The organism is Streptomyces sp. NPDC045998 (genome assembly GCF_056430285.1).
Window position 1 is genome coordinate 247344 of the sequence record NZ_JBWKLJ010000007.1, and the last position, 19461, is coordinate 266804.

A 19461-nucleotide genomic window follows, 5' to 3' on the forward strand; every position below is an offset into this window, starting at 1 on the left:
CCGGCGCCCCTTTCGCCGGCGGCCTTTTCGCCGCCGCCCCTTTCGCCGGCGGCCCGGTCAGTCCGTCCGGCGGCGCCGGACGCCGACCGCCGCGAGCACCGCTCCGGCGAGGGTCAGCACCCCGGTGACCAGGACGGCCGTGTGGACGCCGTTCATGAACGCCTGGCCACTGCCCTCCACCACCGCGCTCCTCACCTGTCCGGCCATGCCGTCGGAGACCGGCGCGACGCCCATCGCCACCGCGTCCTTGGCCTCGCCGAGCCCCCGCGCCACGGGGGCCGGCACTCCGGCGCCGGTCAGCTCCCCGGTGAGGGTGGAGCCGACGCGGCCGCTGATGAGGGAGACCAGGACCGAGGTGCCGAGGGCCCCGCCGATCTGCAGGGAGGTGGCCTGGAGGCCGCCCGCCACACCGCCGTCCCTCACCGGCGCGTTGCCGACGATGGCGTCGGACGAGGCGGCCATCACCATGCCGACGCCCAGGCCGAGCGCGAGGAACGGCGGCCACATCACCGCGTACGAGGAGTGCACGCCCCACGTGAGCATCCCGAACGACGCCGCGGCCTGCAGCAGCATCCCCAGCGGCATCGTGAACCGTGCGCCGAGGCGCTCGGTGAGTACGGCGCCCAGCGGCGAGGCGACCACGGAGGCGAGGCTCAGCGGCAGGGTGCGCACCCCCGCCTCGACCGGCGTGAAGCCCCGGACGTTCTGCAGGTACAGCATGACGAAGAAGATCACGCCCAGCAGCACGAAGAAGTTGAGCGCGGTGATGACGGTCCCGGTGGTCAGGGCCGGGTTGCGGAACAGCCGCATGGGCAGCAGCGGGTGCGCGACCCGCGTCTCGTACCAGCCGAAGAGCAGCAGGAGCAGCAGTCCGGCGCCGATCGCGGCCAGTGTGCCGCCGGACGTCCAGCCCCACGTCTCGCCCTTGACGACGCCGAAGACGACGGCGAGCAGCCCGGCGGCGAGCAGGACCACGCCAGGGAGGTCGAACTTCTCGCCCGCCGCGGCGGTGTTGCGGCTCTGCGGGAGGACGAAGGCGCTGAAGGCGAGCGCGGCGACGCCGATGGGGGCGTTGATGTAGAAGACGGACTCCCAGTTCACGTGCTGGACCAGCAGGCCGCCGACGATGGGCCCGAGCGCGGTCGACACGGACGAGACCATGGCCCAGATTCCCACCGCCATGCCGAACTTCTTCGGCGGGAAGACCGCGCGCAGCAGCCCCAGCGTGTTGGGCATCAGCAGGGCGCCGAAGAAGCCCTGGAGCGCCCGGAAGACGATGACGCCCTCGATGGAGCCGGCGAGGCCGATCGCCACCGAGGAGAGGGTGAAGCCGGCGACACCGACGAGGTAGTACGTACGCCGCCCGAAGCGGTCGCCCAGCTTGCCGCCGAGGATGAGGGCGGCCGCGAGCGCCAGCAGGTAGGAGTTGGTGACCCACTGGAGGTCGGCGGTGGAGGCGTGCAGGTCCCGGCCGATCTCCGGGTTGGCGATGGCGACGACGGAGCCGTCGAGGCCGACCATGAACAGGCCGAAGGCGACGGCGACGAGCGTCAGCCAGGGGTTGGCGCGGCGCCCGCGCGGTGGCGCGGTGTCCGCCGCCGGGGGGTGGGCGGCGGGCGGCATGGTGAGGTGGTCCACGGGGGTGGAGGGCATGGGGTTCGTGTCCTTGAGGAGGTGGGCGGTGGGAGAGGTGAGGGGGGTGCACGGGTACGGGGACGGCGCGCCGACCGCTTACGCAGGGGCGCGCGGCAGGGGGCCGGGTGGGCCCCGCACAGGGGCGGTGACGCCGACGCGCGACGCGCCAGAGCCGCGAGCGGGTGGCGCGGGCCGGCGAAGCGGCGAAGCCGCGGACGGCGAACGCGACTGCTCTCCGCCGACGCGCACGCGCGCGAGGCGACGGACGCAGAGCGCGACCGCGCGCTCAGGTGCAGGAGGGCCACGAACGCCTCGGCGCGATCACGCGGAGGCGCGGACGCACGGCCCCCGAGACGCGGGCGATTGACCTGCGCTAAGCCGCGGACACCTGGCCCGCGAGACGCACCCGCGCAAAGGCGCGCGCCGAGTGCCGAACGCGACCGCGCCGGGGCGCGCGCACGCGGTCCCCGAAGGCGTGACGGCACGGGCCCGAAGGCGTGACGGCACGGGCCCGCAGACGCGGGCGTCCGCCCGCCCGGAGGTGCGGAGCTCCGGGCGTCGGCCGCTTCGGCGCGCACGTAGGCGCCAACGGCGAAGCCCGATCGCGCGACCAGGCTCGTCCCGGTCGAGAACCGCGCTCAGCGCATGGACGCGGGGTGCAGTCTGCGGGTCAGTGACTCGAGCGCGCCCAGGGCCGAGCCCAATGCGTCCAGTTCGCCGTCGGTGAGGGCGTCCAGCGCCTCGGTGACGTGCCGGGCCTTCAGGTTTTGGACCTCGGCGAGGCGGCTCTTCGCCGTGTCCGTCGGGTAGAGGTGCGCGATCCGCTTGTCGGCGGTGTCCTGACGGCGTTCCAGGAGCCCCTGGTCGGTGAGCGCGGAGACGAGCGCACTGACATTGTTCGGCTTCATCAGCAGCGCCTCGGCGCACTCCCGTACCGTGGCGCCCTCGCGTTCGGCGACGAGCCTCAACAGCGCGAGCTGGGCCTCGGGGAGCCTCGGAAATGGGAGGTCCCGGGCGACGCGCCGGTCGAGGGCCCGGTTCAGCGCGGGCAGGCACTCCACGAGCACGGCGGCCACGCGGTCGGTCTGCGCGGCGGGCGCGCTGGTCTCGGGCATGCACCCACCATAGCTATGGAATCGTAGCTATGTCAAAATACCTAACTGCCGGTGCAGGCCGTACGAGCACGAGAGAAGTCGAGCGTACGCGTGAAGCACTCCTCACCTCGCCTTCCCCACCAAGCCCTGCACCGCGCGGACCGGTCGGTCACCTCACCGGCGCATGCGCTGTGCCGGGCTGCTGGACCGCGGCTTCCGGCGTACACCGTGTCCGGGGCGGACGCCGCACCCTTCCCCCCTGCGCTGTCACACCAAAGGAGAGGCCGGTCTTTGGGCCTGTGGACCGAGAGCCGGGTCAGGGGGCGGGGGTTGGCTTGGGTGCGTGGTCGGCGGATGCCGGTCACGCGGTCCGGCCTACCGGGCACTGCCCCGTGCTCTCACTGTGCCCGTCGCGGCCGGACCGGCTCTGCGTGAGGAACGTGAGAGGTGTGTGTGGACGAGCTGATCGGCGCCTGGGTCCTTGAGGACTTCTCTGCCACACGCGCAGGAGTGACCACCCAGCCACTCGGCGAGCGGCCCGGCGGACTGCTGCTGTACGCCGCCGACGGCTGGATGAGTGCGCTCCTGGCCCCCGGCCCCGGGGGCGGTACGGCCCTCACCGACGCGCGAGACGCGCCTGACGGAACCGTGGCCTACGCCGGACGCTGGGAGCGTACGGCGGAGGGGACGGTGCTCCATCACGTCCAGTGCAGCCACTTCGGACCGTGGGTCGGAGCGACCCTGGAGCGCGGTGTCCGCTTCCGCCCCGGAAGGCTGGAGCTGACCGCCGTCACGACGCGGGGTTCCCACTGGCTCCTGCGCTGGCGCCGAGCGGAGCCGGCACCCCCGCGATTCGGGCGCTGACCCCAGCGCCCGCGAGCCCGGCTCCGGACATCGCGATGCCGCCCGGGCCGGTCACCGATTTCCGATCTCTCTTCGACATGGAGGTGGTGCGCCATGCGCACAGCCAATCTCAAGGGCCGTCTGGTGCTCGTGTTCGACGACGGTGTCGTGGACGTGGAGAAGGCCGGCGACGGGCTGTTCCCGTCCGACCCTCAGGCTGTCTTCGACCGCTGGCCGGAGTTCCGCGCCTGGGCGGGGTCGGCGGCAGCGGCCGGTCACGAGCGTGCCCCGTTCGACGAGCGGGACCTGGGAGCCCCCGTACCGCGTCCCCGACAGGTCTTCGCCGTCGCCCTGAACTACTCGGACCACGTGGGCGAGTCGGCGTTCGACACCCCTGCGCAGCCGTCGGTCTTCACCAAGTACCCCACGTCACTCGCCGGCCCCTACGACACGGTCGCACTGCCCAGCACGCTGGTGGACTGGGAGGTGGAGCTGGTCGTGGTCATCGGTGCCGAGGCCCACCACGTCAGCGCCGCGGACGCCTGGAGTCACGTGGCGGGTCTCACCGTCGGGCAGGACCTGTCCGAGCGCCGTATCCAGCTGGAGGGCCCGGCCCCGCAGTTCGCGCTGGGCAAGTCCTTTCCCGGATTCAGCCCGACCGGACCGGTCATGGTCACCCCGGACGAGGTGCCGGACGCCGACGACCTCGCACTCGGCTGTGTGCTGGGCGGCGAGACAATGCAGGAGTCCCGTACCAGTCGGATGATCTTCTCGGTGTCGGAGCAGGTCGCCTGGATCTCCCGGATCTGCCCGCTCCTGCCCGGTGACCTGATCTTCACCGGCACCCCGGCCGGCGTCGGCGGTGCCCGTGATCCGCGCCGCTTCCTGGCCCCCGGCGAGGAGTTGCGCAGCTGGGTCGAGGGCATCGGTGAACTCCGCAACCCGCTGATCGCCGGCCCGGCCTACCCGGACGGTCCGCACGGCCGCCCATAACCGCCCGGCTGATGGCACACGGTCCGCCGCCACCACCCGTAAGCCGTCCGGACATTCCCTTCCCCTCACCGTTCCGAGGAGCCTGCCATGGCCCTGCACCGCCTTGCCCGCATCACCATGGGCGTCCCCGACGTCGACGCGACCGCCGCCTACTACGCCGACTTCGGCCTCACCGACCTCGGCCGGGGGCGTTTCGCCTCCTCCGACGGCGGCGAACAGCTGAAGATCGTCCACGCGAGCCGCCGCCGCCTGGAAGAACTGGTCGTCGGCGCCGACGACATCGACGACCTGGGCCGGATCGGCGCGGCCCTGGACCGGCTGGACGTGCCCTTCGTCCGCGACACACACTCCCTGCGCGCGGTCGACCCCGGCACCGAGGTCACCGTCACCGTCGAGGTCCAGCCCCACATCGTCCAGACCCCGCCCGCGCCCGTGCCGTACAACGCCCCCGGCCTCACCGAACGCCCCGACGTACGTGCCCACGGCGTGCTGCGCGAGGGCCCCGTCCGGCCCCGCCGGCTGGGACACGTCGTCCTCGGATCGACGAACCAGGAGGCGTCCCAGCGGTTCTTCACCGAGGGCCTCGGCTTCAAGGTCAGCGACCTGGTGCCCGGCGCGGCCTTCCTGCGCTGCTCCACCGACCACCACAACGTCCTCGTCCAGCAGGCTCCCATCCCGTTCCTGCACCACTCCTCCTGGCAGGTCGACGACGTGGACGAGGTCGGCCGCGGCGCCACACGGATGCTGGAGGGCCACCCGGAACGGCATGTGTGGGGGCTGGGCCGCCACCATCTGGGCTCCAACTTCTTCTGGTACCTCAAGGACCCGGCCGGCAACTTCTCCGAGTACTTCGCCGACATGGATTGCATCGTCGACGACCAGCTGTGGACCCCGCGCGTCTGGGAGGACATCCGCGCGCTCTACAACTGGGGCCCGCCCGTGCCTGCCTCCTTCCTCCAGCCCGAAGACCTCGCCGCGTTGATGACCGGCGCCCACGACGCGAACTGACCGGGGCGAGACAGCCATGAAGACGAACAACGACATGAGGTACGGGGATGAAGAGCGAGTATGACGTCCTGGTCGTGGGCGCGGGGCCCGTGGGGCTGACCACCGCCATCCAGCTGGCCATGCGTGGCCGACGGGTCGGCGTGGTCGAGCGCTGGCCGCAGCCCTACCCGCTGCCGCGCGCGGTGGTCTTCGACCACGAGATCGCCCGTATCCTGGCCTCGCTCGGGCTGGCCGACGCCCTGCCCACCCTGAGCGAACCCGCCGAGGACTACGAGTGGCGCAACGGCGAGGGCGAGACACTGCTGCGGCTCGCCTTCGACGACACCAGCCACTCCGGCTGGCCGTTCATGAACATCTTCACCCAGCCCCGACTCGAAGCGGTGCTGGAAAAGCGTGCCCGCACGCTGCCCGGCATCGACGTCCTGCGAGGCTGGGAAGCCGTCGACCTCACGGAGAACGCGACGTCCGTACGGCTCACCGTGGCGGAGAGCGCCGGCGACCGGCCGATGGTGCGTGACGGCGTACGGCAGCACCACACGCTGCGGGCCGCGTACGTCATCGGCTGCGACGGCGCGAACAGCTTCGTACGCTCCCGTATGCGCACGGCCATGACGGACCTCGGCTTCCAGTACGACTGGCTGGTCCTCGACGTCATTCCGCACGACCAGGACCGGGTGTGGTCCCCGCGCAACCTGCAACTGTGCGATCCGGCACGGCCGAGCACCGTCGTGTCGGGCGGCCCGGGCCGTCGCAGATGGGAGTTCATGCGGCTGCCGGGCGAGACGATCAGCGAGCTGAACCGGGCCGAAACGGCGTGGAAGCTGCTCGCACCATGGGACCTGCACCCCGGCAACGCCACGCTCGAACGGCACACCGGCTACACCTTCCAGGCCCGCTGGGCCGACACCTGGCGCGAAGGCCGGCTCCTGCTCGCGGGCGACGCCGCCCACCAGATGCCCCCGTTCGCGGGCCAGGGCATGTGCTCGGGCATCCGGGACGCCGCCAACCTCACTTGGAAGCTCGACCTCGTCCTGTCCGGCCACGCCGACGAGGCCCTGCTGGACACCTACACCACCGAACGCTCCCAGCACCTCCGGCACGCCATCGAGCTCTCGGTGCACCTGGGGAGGATCATCTGCGAGCCCGACCCCGCGGCGGCCGCCGAGCGCGACGTCCGGATGCTCGCCGACCAGGCGGCCCGCCGCGACCCGCTCGCGGGCATGCCGCCCCAGACCCTCACGAGCGGCCTCCTGGCACGCGGCAGCGACGGCACCCCCGCGGACCCCGCGGGTGAACTCGGCCGCCAGGGCCGGGTACGTCTCCGCGACCGCACCGGGCTGTTCGACCAGGTGGTCGGCACCGGCCTCACCCTCCTGGCGCTCGAGGACCCGCGCCATGTGCTCGACGGTGACGCCATCGCCTGGTGCGAGCAGGTCGGCATACGCCTTCTCAGGATCACCGACGACCCAGCGGCCGACGGCCCGGACGACGTCATGGACCTCGACGGCACCTACCACCCCCACCTCGCGCGCACGGGGCGGCAAGCACTGCTGCTGCGCCCAGATCACTACGTGTTCGGCGCGGCGGCCCGCATGGACGACGTACCCGCCCTTCTGGCCGCGTTCCGCGACGGACTCACCGCCACCTCACCCGTCCACTGACCGTCCGGAACACTCGTCTGTCGGGCCCGCCCCACATCGATGCCGTCCACGCCCGGCTGCCACGCCCGACCGCGGACGACGTGATCACCTGGCTGTAGTAGTACAAGGAGCAGGTGCGCGCCCGGCGACCGGCGCGCACCCCGACCATCCCCCTACCGGAGGGCACGGCTCATGACCCGACAGTGGCTCCAGCGACTCGAGCCGGACCCGGATCGGGCGGTCGACCCGGCGATGCCGCCGTCAGCCGTCGCAGGTGCGGTGGAATCCCTGGGGGCAGGCCCGGTCCAGTGGGCGGTCCAGACCGCCGAGGAGATCGCGGGGGAGATCCTGGAGCAGGTCCCGAGGCACGGCGGGGGCCAGGGTCCGGTCGCCACCCTGCGGCGGTCCACCGAGTCGGCCGTCCTGGCCGCCCTCCGCCTGCTGGCGTCCGACGCTCCCGGCCGTGTCTCCGACCTGACGGACGAAGCGCTCGAAGGCTGCCGCGAGTTCGCGCGCCGCGGCATCCCCCTGGATCAGGTGCTGCGAGGCGTACGGCTCGGCCATGCCCGGCTGGCGCACGACCTCGCGGCGGCGATCGAGGAACACGTCCCGGCCGACCGGCGCCTGACGGAACTGCGCCGGGTCAACGACCTGCTGTTCCGCTACGCCGACAGCCACGCGAGCATCATGGCCGAGGAATACGTCGCCGAACGCGATCGCTGGCGCGGCAGCGACGAGGCCGCCCGCCGGGCCATCGTCGACGACGTCCTCGCCGGACGGCCGGTGGACCCGCGGAACGCGACGCGGCGCCTGCACTACGACATCTCCCGCACCCACGTCGCCGCCATCCTGTGGTGCGACGACACCGGCGGCGACCCACCCGCGGCCGAGCGCCTGCACCGGATGGCCATGGCGATGACCCGCACCATGGAAGCAGCGGGCATGCTGCTCATCCCGGTCGACAAGACGAGCGCCTGGGCCTGGTTCACCATCGCCGACGAGGACACCCGCGGCCGGGTCGAGCGCCTCCGGGGCCGCCTGGACCGCCCCCGCGACGTGCGAGCGGCCCTCGGTCCGCCGGCAGCCGGGCGGCAGGGCATGCGCCGCAGCCACCTGGGCGCCCTCCAGACGGAGCGGATCGCGCGCCTCTCGAGACAGTGGCTGTGTGACTACCAGGAAGTCCGTCTGGTGGCACTTGCGATGGCAGAGCCCGAACACGCCCGCTGGTTCGTCCAGGACGTCCTCGGCCCGCTGGCCTCGGGGGGAGACCGAGTGCGCGAACTGCGCGAGACCTTGCGCGTCTACCTCGCCGAGGAACGCAGCCTGCGTACCGCGTCCGACCGCCTCCACGTCGCCCGCAACACCATCACCTACCGCGTCAAGCGCGCCGAGGAACTGCTGCCGACCACCACCACGGCACGCAACTCACTCGAACTGCGCCTGGCACTGGAGATCGCCCGGCACCTCCCCACCTGACGCGGCATCGGCACCGGGTTTCACACCGTGCGCGCGGCTCGTAGGTCGAGGGTGGCGCAGAGGTACAGCAGCAATAGCACGACGGCTAGTTGTGCCAGCGCCGCGCCGTACACGCCGATGGGCACGGTGGCCAGGACGGCGGCCGAGGTGGCGAGGCGGAGCCAGGGGCCGCCGAGGTGGAGGGTGCGGCGGAACACGGCACGTCCGCACAGGTACAGAGCGGTTCCGGCGGCCACATACAGGGCGCCTGCCGTCGTCGCGTGGTCCAGGGGGTGGGTGGCAGCCTTTTTCACGCCCGCGGCGAAGGTGACCACGCCCAGCAGCAGAGAGATGTGGGCGTAGTTGTAGGCGTTGAGCGCGACGACGGCTCGCTGGGTGGCGCATTCGTGGAACAGCGCCTGTTCGGCCCATTCGATGTCCACCCTGAAGTAGACCCACCGCTGCCGGTATGAGTAGCACGCAAAAGGCGCGTATGGGCGAATGGAGTGACGCGGCGAGGCGGGGACACCCAGGGCCGTGACCCGTCCGCCGCGCGGGTTCGCGGTTCCCGACGGTGCGGACCGGATCGCGCGGAGGGCGGTTGCCAGGGGCACGGCGGTTCAGTTCCCGGTGTGCCACTCGTGGCCGGGCAGGAAGCGCACGTCGTACCGCTCGGGCACCGTGCCGAACCGGTGCGGCTCGGGAACGAACGGCTCCTTCGGGAGGGTGAGCTCTTCGGTCGGCGTGCCGAGGTTCTCGAAGAACCGCTCGAAGGTGCCGCCGAGGCCGGCCGCCACGCCGACGACCCGGCTGTGGTGGCGCTCGATGCGGTAGGCGTGCGCGCAGTTCTTCGGCACGAAGCCGAAGTCGCCGGGCGTGAGCAGCCGTTCGTGCTGCTCGCCCTCCAGGTCCTCGACGAAGAGCCGCACCGCGCCGTCGGTGACGTAGAAGACCTCGTACGTGTCCGGGTGGGTGTGGGACGGGATGAGGTCCCCCTTGGGGCCCTCGACGGTGAAGAAGTTGAAGGTGTTCTCGGTCTGCTCGCCGCCCGCGTAGACGGTGATCAGGTCGCCGAAGAGGTGGGCGCGGCCGCCCATGCCCTTCTCGATGAAGTACGGCTTGCCCGGCTCGGGCGGGATGAGGGAGCGGGTGCGCTACGGGGTGGCGTACTCGATGGTCATGCGTTTCTCCGGTCGCCCGTCTATTGTCAGGGCGCCTGACATTAAAGGACATGATCCGGCCGAGGGCAGAGGCAGGCCTCCCGGAGACCTAAACTCTCACCCCGTATGGAGAAGAACGGACCGCCCGAGTCGCCCAACCTGCCGCAGCTGCTCGCCCAGGCGAAGTACTGGTTCGACACGGCCGTGTCCGCCGCCATGGAGGACGCCGGGGAGAGGCCCGTCACCCTGGCGCAGCAGAACGTCTTCGCCCACCTGGCGCCCGACGGTACGACGATCTCGGACCTCTCCCGCCGCATGGGCGTCACCCGGCAGAGCGCGCACCAGGCCGTGCACGCACTGATCGGCATGGGACTGCTCGCACAGGTCCCGGACCCGGCGTCCGCGCGCAGCCGCCTCATCGTGATGACGGACGAGGGACGGCGCGTCCACCTCCTCGCGCAGTCCATGATCGCCGGGCTGGAGGAGGAACTGGCCCACCGCCTCGGCGGGGCCGCCGTGGCCGCGCTGCGCGCCACCCTGGAACGCCCCTGGGGTCCTCCCCGGCCGGGGGGCCGGCCGGGGTGACGGGTGCTTACCCGGCCACCGCGTACGGCTGCTCCAGCACCGCCGCGACGCCCCGCGCCAGGCAGGGGATGCGGTGGGCCGGGATGCCGGCGATGTTGATCCGGCCGGAGGTGGTGCCGTAGATGGCGAACTCGTCGCGCAGGCGGCGCATCTGCTCGGGGCCGAGCGGCAGCGTCGAGAACATGCCCTTCTGCCGGGCCAGCGCCCGCGCCTCGTCCTCCCGGCCCAGGGCCCCGAGGTGGGCGGTCAGGTCGGCGCGGTTGGCGGTGATGCGGCCGCGCATGACGTCGAGCTCCGCCCGCCAGGCGGCGCGCAGGCCGTCGTCCTCCAGGATGGTGGTGACGACGGCGGCGCCGTGCTCCGGCGGCATCGAGTACAGCGTCCGGGCCGCGTTCTGCAGGGCGGTCTCGACGTGCCGCAGCGCGGTGCGGGAGGGGCCGAGGACGACGGCGCAGCCGGTGCGGTCGCTGTAGAGACCGAAGTTCTTGGAGCAGCTGACGGCGATCAGCATCTCGGGCACCCGCGCCGCCAGCATCCGCGTGGCCCACAGGTCGGCCTCCAGGCCGTCCCCGAGGCCGTGGTACGCCAGGTCGACGAAGGGCATCCAGCCGTTGCGGCAGGCCAGGTCGGCCAGCGCCTCCCAGGTCTCGGGAGACGGGTCCGCGCCGGTGGGGTTGTGGCAGCAGCCCTGGAGCAGCACGACGTCGTCGCGGCGCACGGCGCGCAGGTCGTCCAGCATGTCCGGCCAGGCGTACGTCCGTACGGTCAGGCCGGCGGCCTCCAGGATGGGCCGGTGGTTGACGTAGGCGGGGTCGCTGATCCACACGGTGGTGCCGGGACGGGTGAGGCGTATCAGGTCGGCCAGCAGGCGCAGCGCGCCCGTGCCGGCGACGGTCTGCACGGCGGTGGCCCGGCCGGCCGGCCCGTCGGCGCCGTCGGCCCCGCCGAGGACCATGGTCAGCATGGCTCGGTTGAAGGCCGTGTTGCCGGACAGGCCCCGGTACTCCTTGGAGGCGGACCGTTCCGCCAGGCGTATCTCGGCCTCGCGGACGGCGCCCATCACGGGGGTGGCGCCGGTGTGGTCGCGGTAGACGCCGAGGACGAGGTCCAGCCGCTCGGGGCGCGGGTCGGCGGTGAACGCGGCGGCCAGGTCCCACAGGGGGTCGGCGGGCGGGGCGGGGAGCAGCTCAAGCATCGGTGGGGACCTCGGGTCGGGTGGTGCGGGTGCTGGTACGAGTGCCGGTGCCGGTATGGGTGCCGGTGCGGCGGCGGTTGGCGAGGACGACGCCCGCGGTGATCAGGGGTACGCCGACGAGCACGGGCGGCGTCGGCGTCTCGTGGAGCAGCGGGATGGCGAGGAGGACGACGGCGACGGGGCTGAGGCTGCCGACGACGGAGGCGCGCTCCGGGCCGAGCCTGCGGATGGCGAACGCGTACAGCAGGCCCGCGCACAGCCCGACGCCGAGGCCCTGCACCACCAGGAACAGCGCGATGTCGCCCGCGGCGGCATCGGCGAGGCCGGTCGGGAGCACGCCGGTCAGGGCGAGGAGCGCGATCACGGCGAAGGACGGCAGGCACAGCAGGCCGATCGAGCCGATGGGGTCGAGGTCGACCTCGCGCAGGCCCACGGTGTACAGCGCCCACAGCCCGCTGGCGACCAGCAGCGTGCCGGCCCCGGCCAGGACGCCGGTGTCGACCGGGACGAGGTGGCGCCACACCAGGGCGACGACGCCGACCGCGATGAGGACCAGCCCGGCGGCCTGCGTACCGCGCGGCACGCCCCGGCCGCCCGCGACCATGAGCGCCGAGACGAAGAGCGGCACCATGCCGGGGATGATCGACCCGACGAACGCCGCGGAGGTCAGGGAGCCTCCGTGCATGGCGGCCAGGAAGAACGGCACCCCGGCCCCGCACACGATTTTCACGGCGGGCCCGGGCCGCACCGCCCGCAGGGCGTGCCGCCGCCGCCACAGTGCGGGCGCCAGCACCAGCAGCGGCACGCCGAACCGCAACAGCGCGGCGTCGGCCGGCAGGAGGGTCGAGGCGCTCAGAGCGCGGGCGCTGAGCGCGAAGGCGGCCCAGATGCCCACGGTGAGCAGGAGCGCGAGCATGCCGAGCGCGTCGGGGGACGCGACCCGGGACGCCCACCCGCGCGGGCCGGGCGTGGTTGCCGCAGCGTGCGGGGCGGGTGCTGTTGCCGCAGCGGAGGCCGCGTGCGGGCCGGCGGCGGTCGCCGCAGCGTGCGGGGCGGGTGCTGTTGCCGCGGCGGAGGCCGCGGGCGGGGCGGGTGCTGCTGCCGCAGCGGAGGCCGCGTGCAGGCCGGGCACGATCGCCGGAGCGGGGGCCGCGTGCGGGGCGGGCGTGGTTGCCGCGGCGGAGGCCGCCGCGTCCAGTGCCAGGGCGGGCGCCGCGGGCCCCGCCGCGGCGGCGTGCGCGACCGGGCCGTGCGGCGCGTGGGGCTCCTGGCGCGCGCCTCCGGGCGGGGAGTCCGGCGCGCCCGCGTGCGGTGGCCGCGAGGCGGGAGGCACGGGGGCGGTGCCTGCGCGGGCGGGCCCGGCGACCGCGTGCGGCGCGCGGGGCGGGGCCGCCGCGACGGGGGCCGTGCCGCTCGTGTTCGTCGGCGTCACGCGTTCCTCCAGCAGGCTTGCTCCGATCCGGCGATGAGCAACATTAGGTCCTGGGCCGGGGCAGCCGATTGCTACTTCCGCCCCGTACGGCCACCATGGGGGCAGGATCTGCCAAAGAACGCGGAAGAACGCCCGAACAGCGAGGAATCATGGACGCCGTCGACCTGCACATCATCCGGGAGCTCCAAGCGGACGGGCGGCTGTCCAACCAGGACCTCGCCGACCGGGTCCGGCTCTCCCCCTCCCCCTGTCTGCGGCGCGTCCGCCGCCTGGAGGACTCCGGGCTCATCAGCGGCTACACCGCCATGGTCGACCAGGTGGCGTTCGGGCTGCCGATCACCGTCTTCGTCCGGGTCCGGCTGGAGCGCCACACCGCCGAGGCCGTCAACGCCTTCGAGGAGCACGTCGGGCTCATCGAGCACATCCAGGACTGCTACCTCATGGCGGGCAGCAGCGACTACCTGCTGCGCGTCGTCATCGAGAGCCTGGAGGCGTACGAGGTGTTCGTCCGCACGCGGATCCACGCCATCCCCGGTATCGCGTCGATCGAGTCGAGCTTCGCCTTCGGCAGCGTCAAGCAGTCCCGGGTCTATCCGCGCCCGTCCCACCCGTCCCCCTCCGCCCGCGGCTGACGCATCATCGGAGGTATGAGGCTTTCGTTCCTGGAGCCCCTCTACGCCGAGCGGGGCCCGTTCACCTCGGTGTACCTGGACACCTCGCGGGACGTCGACGACCCCGAGCGGGCGATCGCGCTGCGCTGGCGGCGGTTGCGCGAACGCCTGGCCCGGCAGGGCGCGGACCAGGAGTCCCTCCAGGCCGTGGAGGAGGTGGTGGGCGCGGACGCGGAGGTGCCCGGGCTGCACGGGCAGGCGATCTTCACCGCGCACGGCTCGCTCGTCCTGGACGACGAACTGCCGAGCCCGCCGGCGTACGACGTCGCGCGGTACGGGCTGCTGCCGGACGCCATGCCGCTGGTGACACAGCACGTCCCGGAGATCCCGTACCTCGCCGTGGTGGTGCACTACCGGGGGCTGCCGACCGCCGACGCGCAGGGGAACGTGACGGTGGCCGCCGAGGCCGGGAGGTGGCCCGCCTCGCGCGTCGCCCCGGGCGAGCGGCTGCGGCGGCGGATACCGGTGGCCGAGTGGCACGCCGCCGCGGTGCGGCTGGGCCGCGAGCTCGGCGCCCGGGTCGGGCGCGGCGGGGCCGACGCGGTCGTGGTCGGCGGTGACGAGTGGGCGGGCAACGTCCTGATCCGCCGCCTGCCGCGCGAGCTGCGCGACCGGGTGGTACGGGTCGGCGGGCCCACTCCGGCGGACACGGCCCGCGCGTTGCTGGAGCCGCAGGTGGCGAGCGTCCTGCGCGGGCGCATGGCCGCGCACGACCGGGCTCTGGTCGGGTCGTTCCTGGCCCGGCGGGGGCGCGGCGGAGCCACGACTTCCGAGGGCCTCGCCGACACGGTCGCCGCGCTGCAGCGGGGCCAGGTCACGGCGCTGCTGCTGCACCCGCCGGGCCCGTGGCAGCCGGCGGACCTGCTGTGGATCGGCCCGGGGCCCGCGCAGCTGGCGCTCTCCGAGGAGGAGCTGCTCTCCTTCGGCGTCCGGTCGCCGCGCCGCGAACGGGCCGACGAGGCGCTGGTGCGGGCGGTGGTGGGCACGGGCGCCGAGCTCGTCGTCGTACCGGAGGGGCAGCCGCGGCTGCGCGACGGTGTGGGCGCGCTGCTGCGGTACACCGACGCGGCCACGCCGGGGGCCGGGCGTCAGCGCTGATAGGTGCCCATGAGGGCGCCGCTGGCGAGCTCGCGGCCGGCGAGCGCCCGGTGCACGGTGTCGGCCGAGGGGGTGTCGTCGAGCGGGAGGGGCTCGGAGACGGCCCACAGGCGGAAGAAGTAGCGGTGGCGGCCGTGGCCCGGCGGCGGGAGGGGTCCGCCCCAGCCGGTGCGGCCGAAGTCGTTGGGCCACTCCCGGCCGCCCGCGGGGGTCTCGCCCTCCTCGACGCCGGTGCTGCCGGGGTCGATGCCGGTGACCAGCCAGTGCAGGAACGTGCCGTTCGGGGCGTCGGGGTCCTCGCAGGCCAGCACCAGCTCCGCGGTGCCGTCCGGCGGGGCCGACCACGTCAGGGGCGGGGAGATGTCCTCCCCCTCACCCGTGTAGCGGCGGGGGATCGCCTGGTGGTCGCCGAACGCCGCGCTGCTGAGGTCAATACCGGTCATGGGCGCGGCTTTACCCGCTCCCGGCCCCGCGCTACCGGTCCCGGCCCGCCGAGTACCCGATCAGCGGCGGCGGCGACGCAGGACGCAGCGCGCCGGGCCGGTCGCGCGCAGCGTGATGCCCGCGCTGACCGGCACCGTGCGGTCGACGGCGGTGAGCTCGTACTCCTGGAGGACCATCGCGAGCGCCAGCACCGACTCCAGCATGGAGAAGTGCTGGCCGATGCAGGCGCGCGGGCCGCCGCCGAAGGGGAACCAGGCGTAGCGCGGCCGCTCCTTCTCGCGTTCGGGGGTGAAGCGCTCGGGGTCGAAGCGCTCCGGGTCCTCCCAATAGCGTGGGTGGCGGTGGGTCACCCAGGGGGCGACGATCACGTCGGCGCCGGCGGGGATGGTGTGGCCGTCGATCTCGATGGCCTCGACGGCGCTGCGGCCGATGACAGGGCCCGCCGGGTACAGGCGCATGGCCTCTTTGAGGACCATGGTCGTGTACGGCAGCGCGTCGAGGTCCGCGGCCGTGGGCGTGCGCCCGTCCAGTACGCGCACGGCCTCGGCGCGGGCCCGCGCCTGCTCCTCGGGGTGGAGCGCCAGCAGGTGCAGGGCGAAGCCGAGGGAGGTCGCGGTCGTCTCGTGGCCCGCGAGCAGGAAGACCAGCACCTGGTCGCGGATCTCGGCGGCGTCGAGGCCGTCGTCCCCCGCGCTTCCGGCGTGCGTGAGCAGGGTCAGCAGGTCCTCGCCGTCGGCTTCGGCGCCCTGGGCGCGGCGCTCCCGGATGATGCGGTCGCACACGGCGTACAGCTCGTTCGCCGCGGTGGCGGCGCGGCGGTTGGCGGGCGTCGGCCAGTCGCGCGGGAGGGTGAGGGGCGAGTAGGCGCGCCGCAGGACGTACTCGCCGATGACCGGGAAGGAGCGCTCCACGACGTCGACGGCCGCGTCGACGTCGACACCGAAGAGGATGCGGGCGACGGCGCGCAGCGTCAGCCGCGTCATCTCGTCGAGGAGGTCCACGGTGGGACCGGGCGCGGCGCCGGGCGCGGCGTTCCAGCGGCGGAGCATGGCCGACGTCTCGTCGGTGAGCGCCGATGCGTAGCCGTCGACGCGGCGGCGGGTGAAGAGCGGCTGGACGAGCCGCCGCTGCCGCAGGTAGTCGGCGTCCTGGCTGGTCAGCAGGCCGTTGCCGAAGGTCTCGCGGACCTCCTGGTAGAAGGTGTTGTCCTTGCGGAAGTTGGCCGCCTCCGTCGCGAGCACCCGCTGGGCGCCCTCCGCCGAGAAGACCGCGTACAGCTGGGCCCGGAGCCCGGGCGGGCCGGCCGTGATGCGGACGACGTCCCCGTACGTGCGGTGGGCCCGCAGGAAGGTGGCGAGTGAGTCGTTCTTGAGGTCCAGCAGGGACCCGAGGAGCGGCAGGCCCGCCGGGCCGGGAGGGGGGCCCGCCGGGCCGGGAAGGGGCGTCTCGGTGGTCGCCATGCGTGTCTCCGCTCTCCGCTGTCCTCGTGACCGCTCTCGTCACGGCCGCTGTCCTCGGGACCGCCGTCCTCGGGACCGCTGTCCTCGGGGCGTCCGCCTCGTGGCCGCCGTCCTGCGGCCGCTGCGCTCCGCCGTGCGCGATTCTGCCCGGGCGGGCGGGCGTGCACGCGGACCGCCGCGGCCCGTTTCCGGCCTACTTTTGGTCTGGACCTGCTTATTGCCCGGGGGTGGCGGCGGCGGCCAAGCTGCCCTCATGGAATTGGAGTTGCGCCACCTGAAGACGATCCGGGCCATCGCCGACGCGGGCAGTCTCACCAGGGCCGCCACGGAGCTGGGACTCGCCCAGCCCGCGCTCAGCGCGCAGCTGCGCAGGATCGAACGGTCCCTGGGGGGCGCGCTGTTCGAGCGTGGGCGCAGCGGGGTGCGGGCCACGGCGCTCGGTGAGCTCGTGCTGGAGCGGGCCCGGGTCGTGCTGCCCGCGGTGTGCGCGCTCCAGCAGGAGGCCGTACGGTTCGCCCGGAACCGTGAGCCGGGGCCGGCGCGGGGGCCCGCCTTCCGGCTCGGCGGGACCCACGGGCCGCTGCTGGGCGGCCTGGTGGACCGGTTGGCCGCCGCCGAGCCGGGCGCGTCGGTGACCACCCACACCTCCTGGTCCGAGCGTGAGATCGCCGCGGCGGTGGCCGAGGGGCGCCTGGACTACGCACTCGTCGGCGCCTGCGGCGAGAGCGCCCCGCCCGAGCCCGCGGCGGGGCGGCTCGCCTGGACGGAGGTGGCGCGCGATCCGGTCTTCGTGATGCTGGCCGCCGGGCATCCGCTCGCCGCGCGCCCGGAGATCGAGCTGGCGGAGCTGGCCGCGGAGGCGTGGACGGACGTGCCGGGCGACGGCTGCTTCGGCGACTGCTTCGCGGCCGCCTGCGTCCGCGCGGGCTTCACCCCGGCGTGCGTGTACGAGACGGACCTCGCGTCCTGCGTGCACCTGGTGGAGGTGGGGCGGGCGGTGGGTCTGTGCCGCGCCACGTTCCCGGCCACGCCGGGGATGGTGACGCGGCCGCTCACCGGTGCGCCGCTGGTCTGGCGGCACCTGCTGGGCTGGCACCCCGAGGCCCCGGCGGCGGCGTGGGCCCCGGACGTGGTCGCCCATGTGCGCGCCGCGCACCGGGACGCGGCGGCGCGCAGCCCCAGCTATACGCGCTGGCTGGCGTCCCGGCGTACCCATGCCGTCGTCCATAACGCGAGGGAGAGGGTCAACTGACATCTCCCGCGCGGTTCTTCGCCCTCCCTACCGTTTCGGCAACCTTCACCGAACCGACCGGAAGGGCACTCCCCCATGTCGCACAGAAACGCCGCGGCGGTGGCCGCCGTCGCGGCGGTCGCCGCGGGCGCGCTGCTCCTGGCCACGCCGCAGGCCACGGCGGGCCCCGCCATCCCCTTCTCGGCGGGGCCCCGCACCGCCGCCGACACCCTCGCCGTCTCCGCCGCCCCGGCCGAGCTGCTGGGCGCCATGCAGCGGGACCTCGGCCTCACCCGCGACCAGGCCGCGCGGCGGCTCGTCAACGAGGCGGAGGCGGGCGCGGCCGCTGCCCGGCTCCAGCAGCGGCTGGCGGGCGCGTACGCCGGGGCGTGGGTGGACGGCGCCGAGGCCGGCACGCTCACCGTGGCCACCACGCGGGCCGCCGACGCCGCCGCGATCACGGCGGCCGGGGCCCGGGCCCGTGTCGTCCCGCACACCCTGGCCGAGCTGGACCGCACCAAGGCGGCCCTGGACCGCGCGGCCCTGCGCAACAGTACCGCCGACGCGCCCGTCTGGTACGTCGACGTCCGCGCCAACTCCGTGGTGATACGCGCCGTCGAGGCGTCGGCGGCCGAGTCGCTGATCCGCGCGAGCGGCGCCGACCGGACGCGCGTACGGGTCGTGGCGAGCGCCGAACGGCCGCGCCCGCTCTACGACATCAGGGGCGGCGACGCTTACTACATGGGTGGCGGCGGGCGTTGCTCCGTCGGTTTCGCCATCACCCGCGGCACCCAGCAGGGGTTCGCGACCGCCGGCCACTGCGGCCGGGTCGGCACCAGCACCAGCGGCTTCAACCAGGTGGCGCAGGGCACCTTCCAGGGGTCCACCTTCCCGGGCCGTGACATGGCGTGGGTGGCGGCGAACGGCAGCTGGACGTCGACCCCGTACGTCAAGGGCGCCGGCGGCCAGAACGTCCAGGTGGCCGGCTCCGTGCAGCAGCCGGTCGGCGCCTCGATCTGCCGGTCGGGCTCCACCACCGGCTGGCACTGCGGCACCATCCAGCAGCACAACACCAGCGTCACCTACCCCGAGGGCACCATCACCGGCGTGACCCGCACGTCCGTGTGCGCCGAGCCGGGCGACTCGGGCGGCTCGTACATCTCGGGCAGCCAGGCACAGGGGGTCACCTCCGGTGGCTCGGGCGACTGCCGCAGCGGCGGCACGACGTACCACCAGCCGATCAACCCGCTGCTCCAGACGTACGGGCTGACGCTGAAGACGACGACGGGCCCCGGCGACCCGGGGGACCCCGGCGACCCCGGTGACCCGGGCGAGCCGGGTGGCACGTGGGCGGCCGGCACGGTCTACGCGGCCGGTGCCCAGGTGACCTACGGCGGCGCCACCTACCGCTGCCTCCAGGGGCACCAGGCGCAGCCGGGCTGGGAGCCGCCGAACGTGCCGGCGCTCTGGCAGCGCGTCTGAGCACCGGCACCGGGGCGCCGCCGGTTCACGCCGGG

The 19461-nt window shown here is 73.9% G+C and carries 18 protein-coding genes; 10 read left to right on the plus strand and 8 right to left on the minus strand.

The features are described 5' to 3' along the window. Window positions 1-57: 57 nt before the first annotated feature. Window positions 58-1653 carry an MFS transporter gene (locus AC07FJ_RS22160; protein ID WP_479051069.1) on the minus strand — a complete coding sequence of 532 codons (1596 nt, stop codon included), beginning with the start codon at window positions 1651-1653 and terminating at the stop codon, window positions 58-60. 620 nt (window positions 1654-2273) lie between these two features. Beyond that, window positions 2274-2750 carry a MarR family winged helix-turn-helix transcriptional regulator gene (locus AC07FJ_RS22165; protein ID WP_479051070.1) on the minus strand — a complete coding sequence of 159 codons (477 nt, stop codon included), beginning with the start codon at window positions 2748-2750 and terminating at the stop codon, window positions 2274-2276. A 432-nt stretch (window positions 2751-3182) separates the two neighbouring features. On the opposite strand from AC07FJ_RS22165, the gene AC07FJ_RS22170 reads away from it, so the two are divergent. From AC07FJ_RS22170 to AC07FJ_RS22190, 5 genes are all read left to right on the plus strand, one after another. Then, window positions 3183-3593 carry a lipocalin-like domain-containing protein gene (locus AC07FJ_RS22170; protein ID WP_479051071.1) on the plus strand — a complete coding sequence of 137 codons (411 nt, stop codon included), beginning with the start codon at window positions 3183-3185 and terminating at the stop codon, window positions 3591-3593. Window positions 3594-3686: 93 nt separating this feature from the next. Next, window positions 3687-4565: a fumarylacetoacetate hydrolase family protein gene (locus AC07FJ_RS22175; protein ID WP_479051072.1), complete on the plus strand. Its 879-nt coding sequence runs from the start codon at window positions 3687-3689 to the stop codon at window positions 4563-4565. Between the two features lie 87 nt (window positions 4566-4652). After that, complete coding sequence (locus AC07FJ_RS22180) at window positions 4653-5573, plus strand: VOC family protein (protein ID WP_479051073.1); 921 nt, start codon at window positions 4653-4655, stop codon at window positions 5571-5573. 47 nt (window positions 5574-5620) lie between these two features. Then, a complete protein-coding gene (gene mhpA, locus AC07FJ_RS22185) occupies window positions 5621-7234 on the plus strand; it encodes a bifunctional 3-(3-hydroxy-phenyl)propionate/3-hydroxycinnamic acid hydroxylase MhpA (RefSeq protein WP_479051074.1) in 1614 nt (537 codons plus the stop codon). A gap of 171 nt (window positions 7235-7405) precedes the next feature. Then, a complete protein-coding gene (locus tag AC07FJ_RS22190; RefSeq protein ID WP_479051075.1) occupies window positions 7406-8689 on the plus strand; it encodes a PucR family transcriptional regulator in 1284 nt (427 codons plus the stop codon). Window positions 8690-8709: 20 nt separating this feature from the next. Here the strand turns inward: AC07FJ_RS22190 and AC07FJ_RS22195 are convergent, their stop codons facing one another. After that, complete coding sequence (locus AC07FJ_RS22195; protein ID WP_479051076.1) at window positions 8710-9282, minus strand: low temperature requirement protein A; 573 nt, start codon at window positions 9280-9282, stop codon at window positions 8710-8712. A 6-nt stretch (window positions 9283-9288) separates the two neighbouring features. After that, entirely contained in the window at window positions 9289-9807 is a 519-nt protein-coding gene (locus AC07FJ_RS22200; protein WP_479051249.1) for a quercetin 2,3-dioxygenase, read from the minus strand. Window positions 9808-9954: 147 nt separating this feature from the next. On the opposite strand from AC07FJ_RS22200, the gene AC07FJ_RS22205 reads away from it, so the two are divergent. Then, window positions 9955-10413 (plus strand): MarR family winged helix-turn-helix transcriptional regulator, encoded by a 459-nt coding sequence (locus tag AC07FJ_RS22205; protein WP_479051077.1) that lies wholly within the window; start codon window positions 9955-9957, stop codon window positions 10411-10413. A gap of 7 nt (window positions 10414-10420) precedes the next feature. Here the strand turns inward: AC07FJ_RS22205 and AC07FJ_RS22210 are convergent, their stop codons facing one another. Both AC07FJ_RS22210 and AC07FJ_RS22215 read right to left on the minus strand, forming a co-directional pair. Further along, window positions 10421-11608 (minus strand): amino acid aminotransferase, encoded by a 1188-nt coding sequence (locus AC07FJ_RS22210; RefSeq protein ID WP_479051078.1) that lies wholly within the window; start codon window positions 11606-11608, stop codon window positions 10421-10423. Then, a complete protein-coding gene (locus AC07FJ_RS22215) occupies window positions 11601-13040 on the minus strand; it encodes a DMT family transporter (RefSeq protein WP_479051079.1) in 1440 nt (479 codons plus the stop codon). The genes AC07FJ_RS22210 and AC07FJ_RS22215 overlap by 8 nt, the downstream gene beginning before the upstream one ends. Window positions 13041-13189: 149 nt before the next feature. On the opposite strand from AC07FJ_RS22215, the gene AC07FJ_RS22220 reads away from it, so the two are divergent. Further along, window positions 13190-13672: an Lrp/AsnC family transcriptional regulator gene (locus tag AC07FJ_RS22220; protein WP_479051080.1), complete on the plus strand. Its 483-nt coding sequence runs from the start codon at window positions 13190-13192 to the stop codon at window positions 13670-13672. 15 nt (window positions 13673-13687) lie between these two features. Further along, window positions 13688-14809: a baeRF2 domain-containing protein gene (locus tag AC07FJ_RS22225; RefSeq protein ID WP_479051081.1), complete on the plus strand. Its 1122-nt coding sequence runs from the start codon at window positions 13688-13690 to the stop codon at window positions 14807-14809. On the opposite strand, the gene AC07FJ_RS22230 is transcribed toward AC07FJ_RS22225, so the two are convergent. Further along, window positions 14800-15252 (minus strand): YbhB/YbcL family Raf kinase inhibitor-like protein, encoded by a 453-nt coding sequence (locus tag AC07FJ_RS22230; protein WP_361429579.1) that lies wholly within the window; start codon window positions 15250-15252, stop codon window positions 14800-14802. The genes AC07FJ_RS22225 and AC07FJ_RS22230 overlap by 10 nt on opposite strands. 60 nt (window positions 15253-15312) lie before the next feature. Continuing rightward, window positions 15313-16713, minus strand: a complete 1401-nt coding sequence (locus tag AC07FJ_RS22235; RefSeq protein ID WP_479051082.1) for a cytochrome P450 — start codon at window positions 16711-16713, stop codon at window positions 15313-15315. A 253-nt stretch (window positions 16714-16966) separates the two neighbouring features. On the opposite strand from AC07FJ_RS22235, the gene AC07FJ_RS22240 reads away from it, so the two are divergent. Both AC07FJ_RS22240 and AC07FJ_RS22245 read left to right on the plus strand, forming a co-directional pair. Continuing rightward, window positions 16967-17965: a LysR family transcriptional regulator gene (locus tag AC07FJ_RS22240; protein WP_479051083.1), complete on the plus strand. Its 999-nt coding sequence runs from the start codon at window positions 16967-16969 to the stop codon at window positions 17963-17965. A gap of 75 nt (window positions 17966-18040) precedes the next feature. Beyond that, entirely contained in the window at window positions 18041-19426 is a 1386-nt protein-coding gene (locus tag AC07FJ_RS22245; protein WP_479051084.1) for a carbohydrate-binding protein, read from the plus strand. Window positions 19427-19461 lie beyond the last annotated feature (35 nt).

Coding starts and splice junctions, on each gene's coding strand:
- mhpA (WP_479051074.1), top strand. CDS start 5,621: ATGAAGAGCGAGTATGACGTCCTGGTCGTGGGCGCGGGGCCCGTGGGG.
- AC07FJ_RS22220 (WP_479051080.1), top strand. CDS start 13,190: ATGGACGCCGTCGACCTGCACATCATCCGGGAGCTCCAAGCGGACGGG.
- AC07FJ_RS22230 (WP_361429579.1), bottom strand. CDS start 15,252: ATGACCGGTATTGACCTCAGCAGCGCGGCGTTCGGCGACCACCAGGCG.
- AC07FJ_RS22180 (WP_479051073.1), top strand. CDS start 4,653: ATGGCCCTGCACCGCCTTGCCCGCATCACCATGGGCGTCCCCGACGTC.
- AC07FJ_RS22240 (WP_479051083.1), top strand. CDS start 16,967: ATGGAATTGGAGTTGCGCCACCTGAAGACGATCCGGGCCATCGCCGAC.
- AC07FJ_RS22165 (WP_479051070.1), bottom strand. CDS start 2,750: ATGCCCGAGACCAGCGCGCCCGCCGCGCAGACCGACCGCGTGGCCGCC.
- AC07FJ_RS22205 (WP_479051077.1), top strand. CDS start 9,955: ATGGAGAAGAACGGACCGCCCGAGTCGCCCAACCTGCCGCAGCTGCTC.
- AC07FJ_RS22225 (WP_479051081.1), top strand. CDS start 13,688: ATGAGGCTTTCGTTCCTGGAGCCCCTCTACGCCGAGCGGGGCCCGTTC.
- AC07FJ_RS22210 (WP_479051078.1), bottom strand. CDS start 11,608: ATGCTTGAGCTGCTCCCCGCCCCGCCCGCCGACCCCCTGTGGGACCTG.
- AC07FJ_RS22245 (WP_479051084.1), top strand. CDS start 18,041: ATGTCGCACAGAAACGCCGCGGCGGTGGCCGCCGTCGCGGCGGTCGCC.
- AC07FJ_RS22160 (WP_479051069.1), bottom strand. CDS start 1,653: ATGCCCTCCACCCCCGTGGACCACCTCACCATGCCGCCCGCCGCCCAC.
- AC07FJ_RS22175 (WP_479051072.1), top strand. CDS start 3,687: ATGCGCACAGCCAATCTCAAGGGCCGTCTGGTGCTCGTGTTCGACGAC.
- AC07FJ_RS22235 (WP_479051082.1), bottom strand. CDS start 16,713: ATGGCGACCACCGAGACGCCCCTTCCCGGCCCGGCGGGCCCCCCTCCC.
- AC07FJ_RS22190 (WP_479051075.1), top strand. CDS start 7,406: ATGACCCGACAGTGGCTCCAGCGACTCGAGCCGGACCCGGATCGGGCG.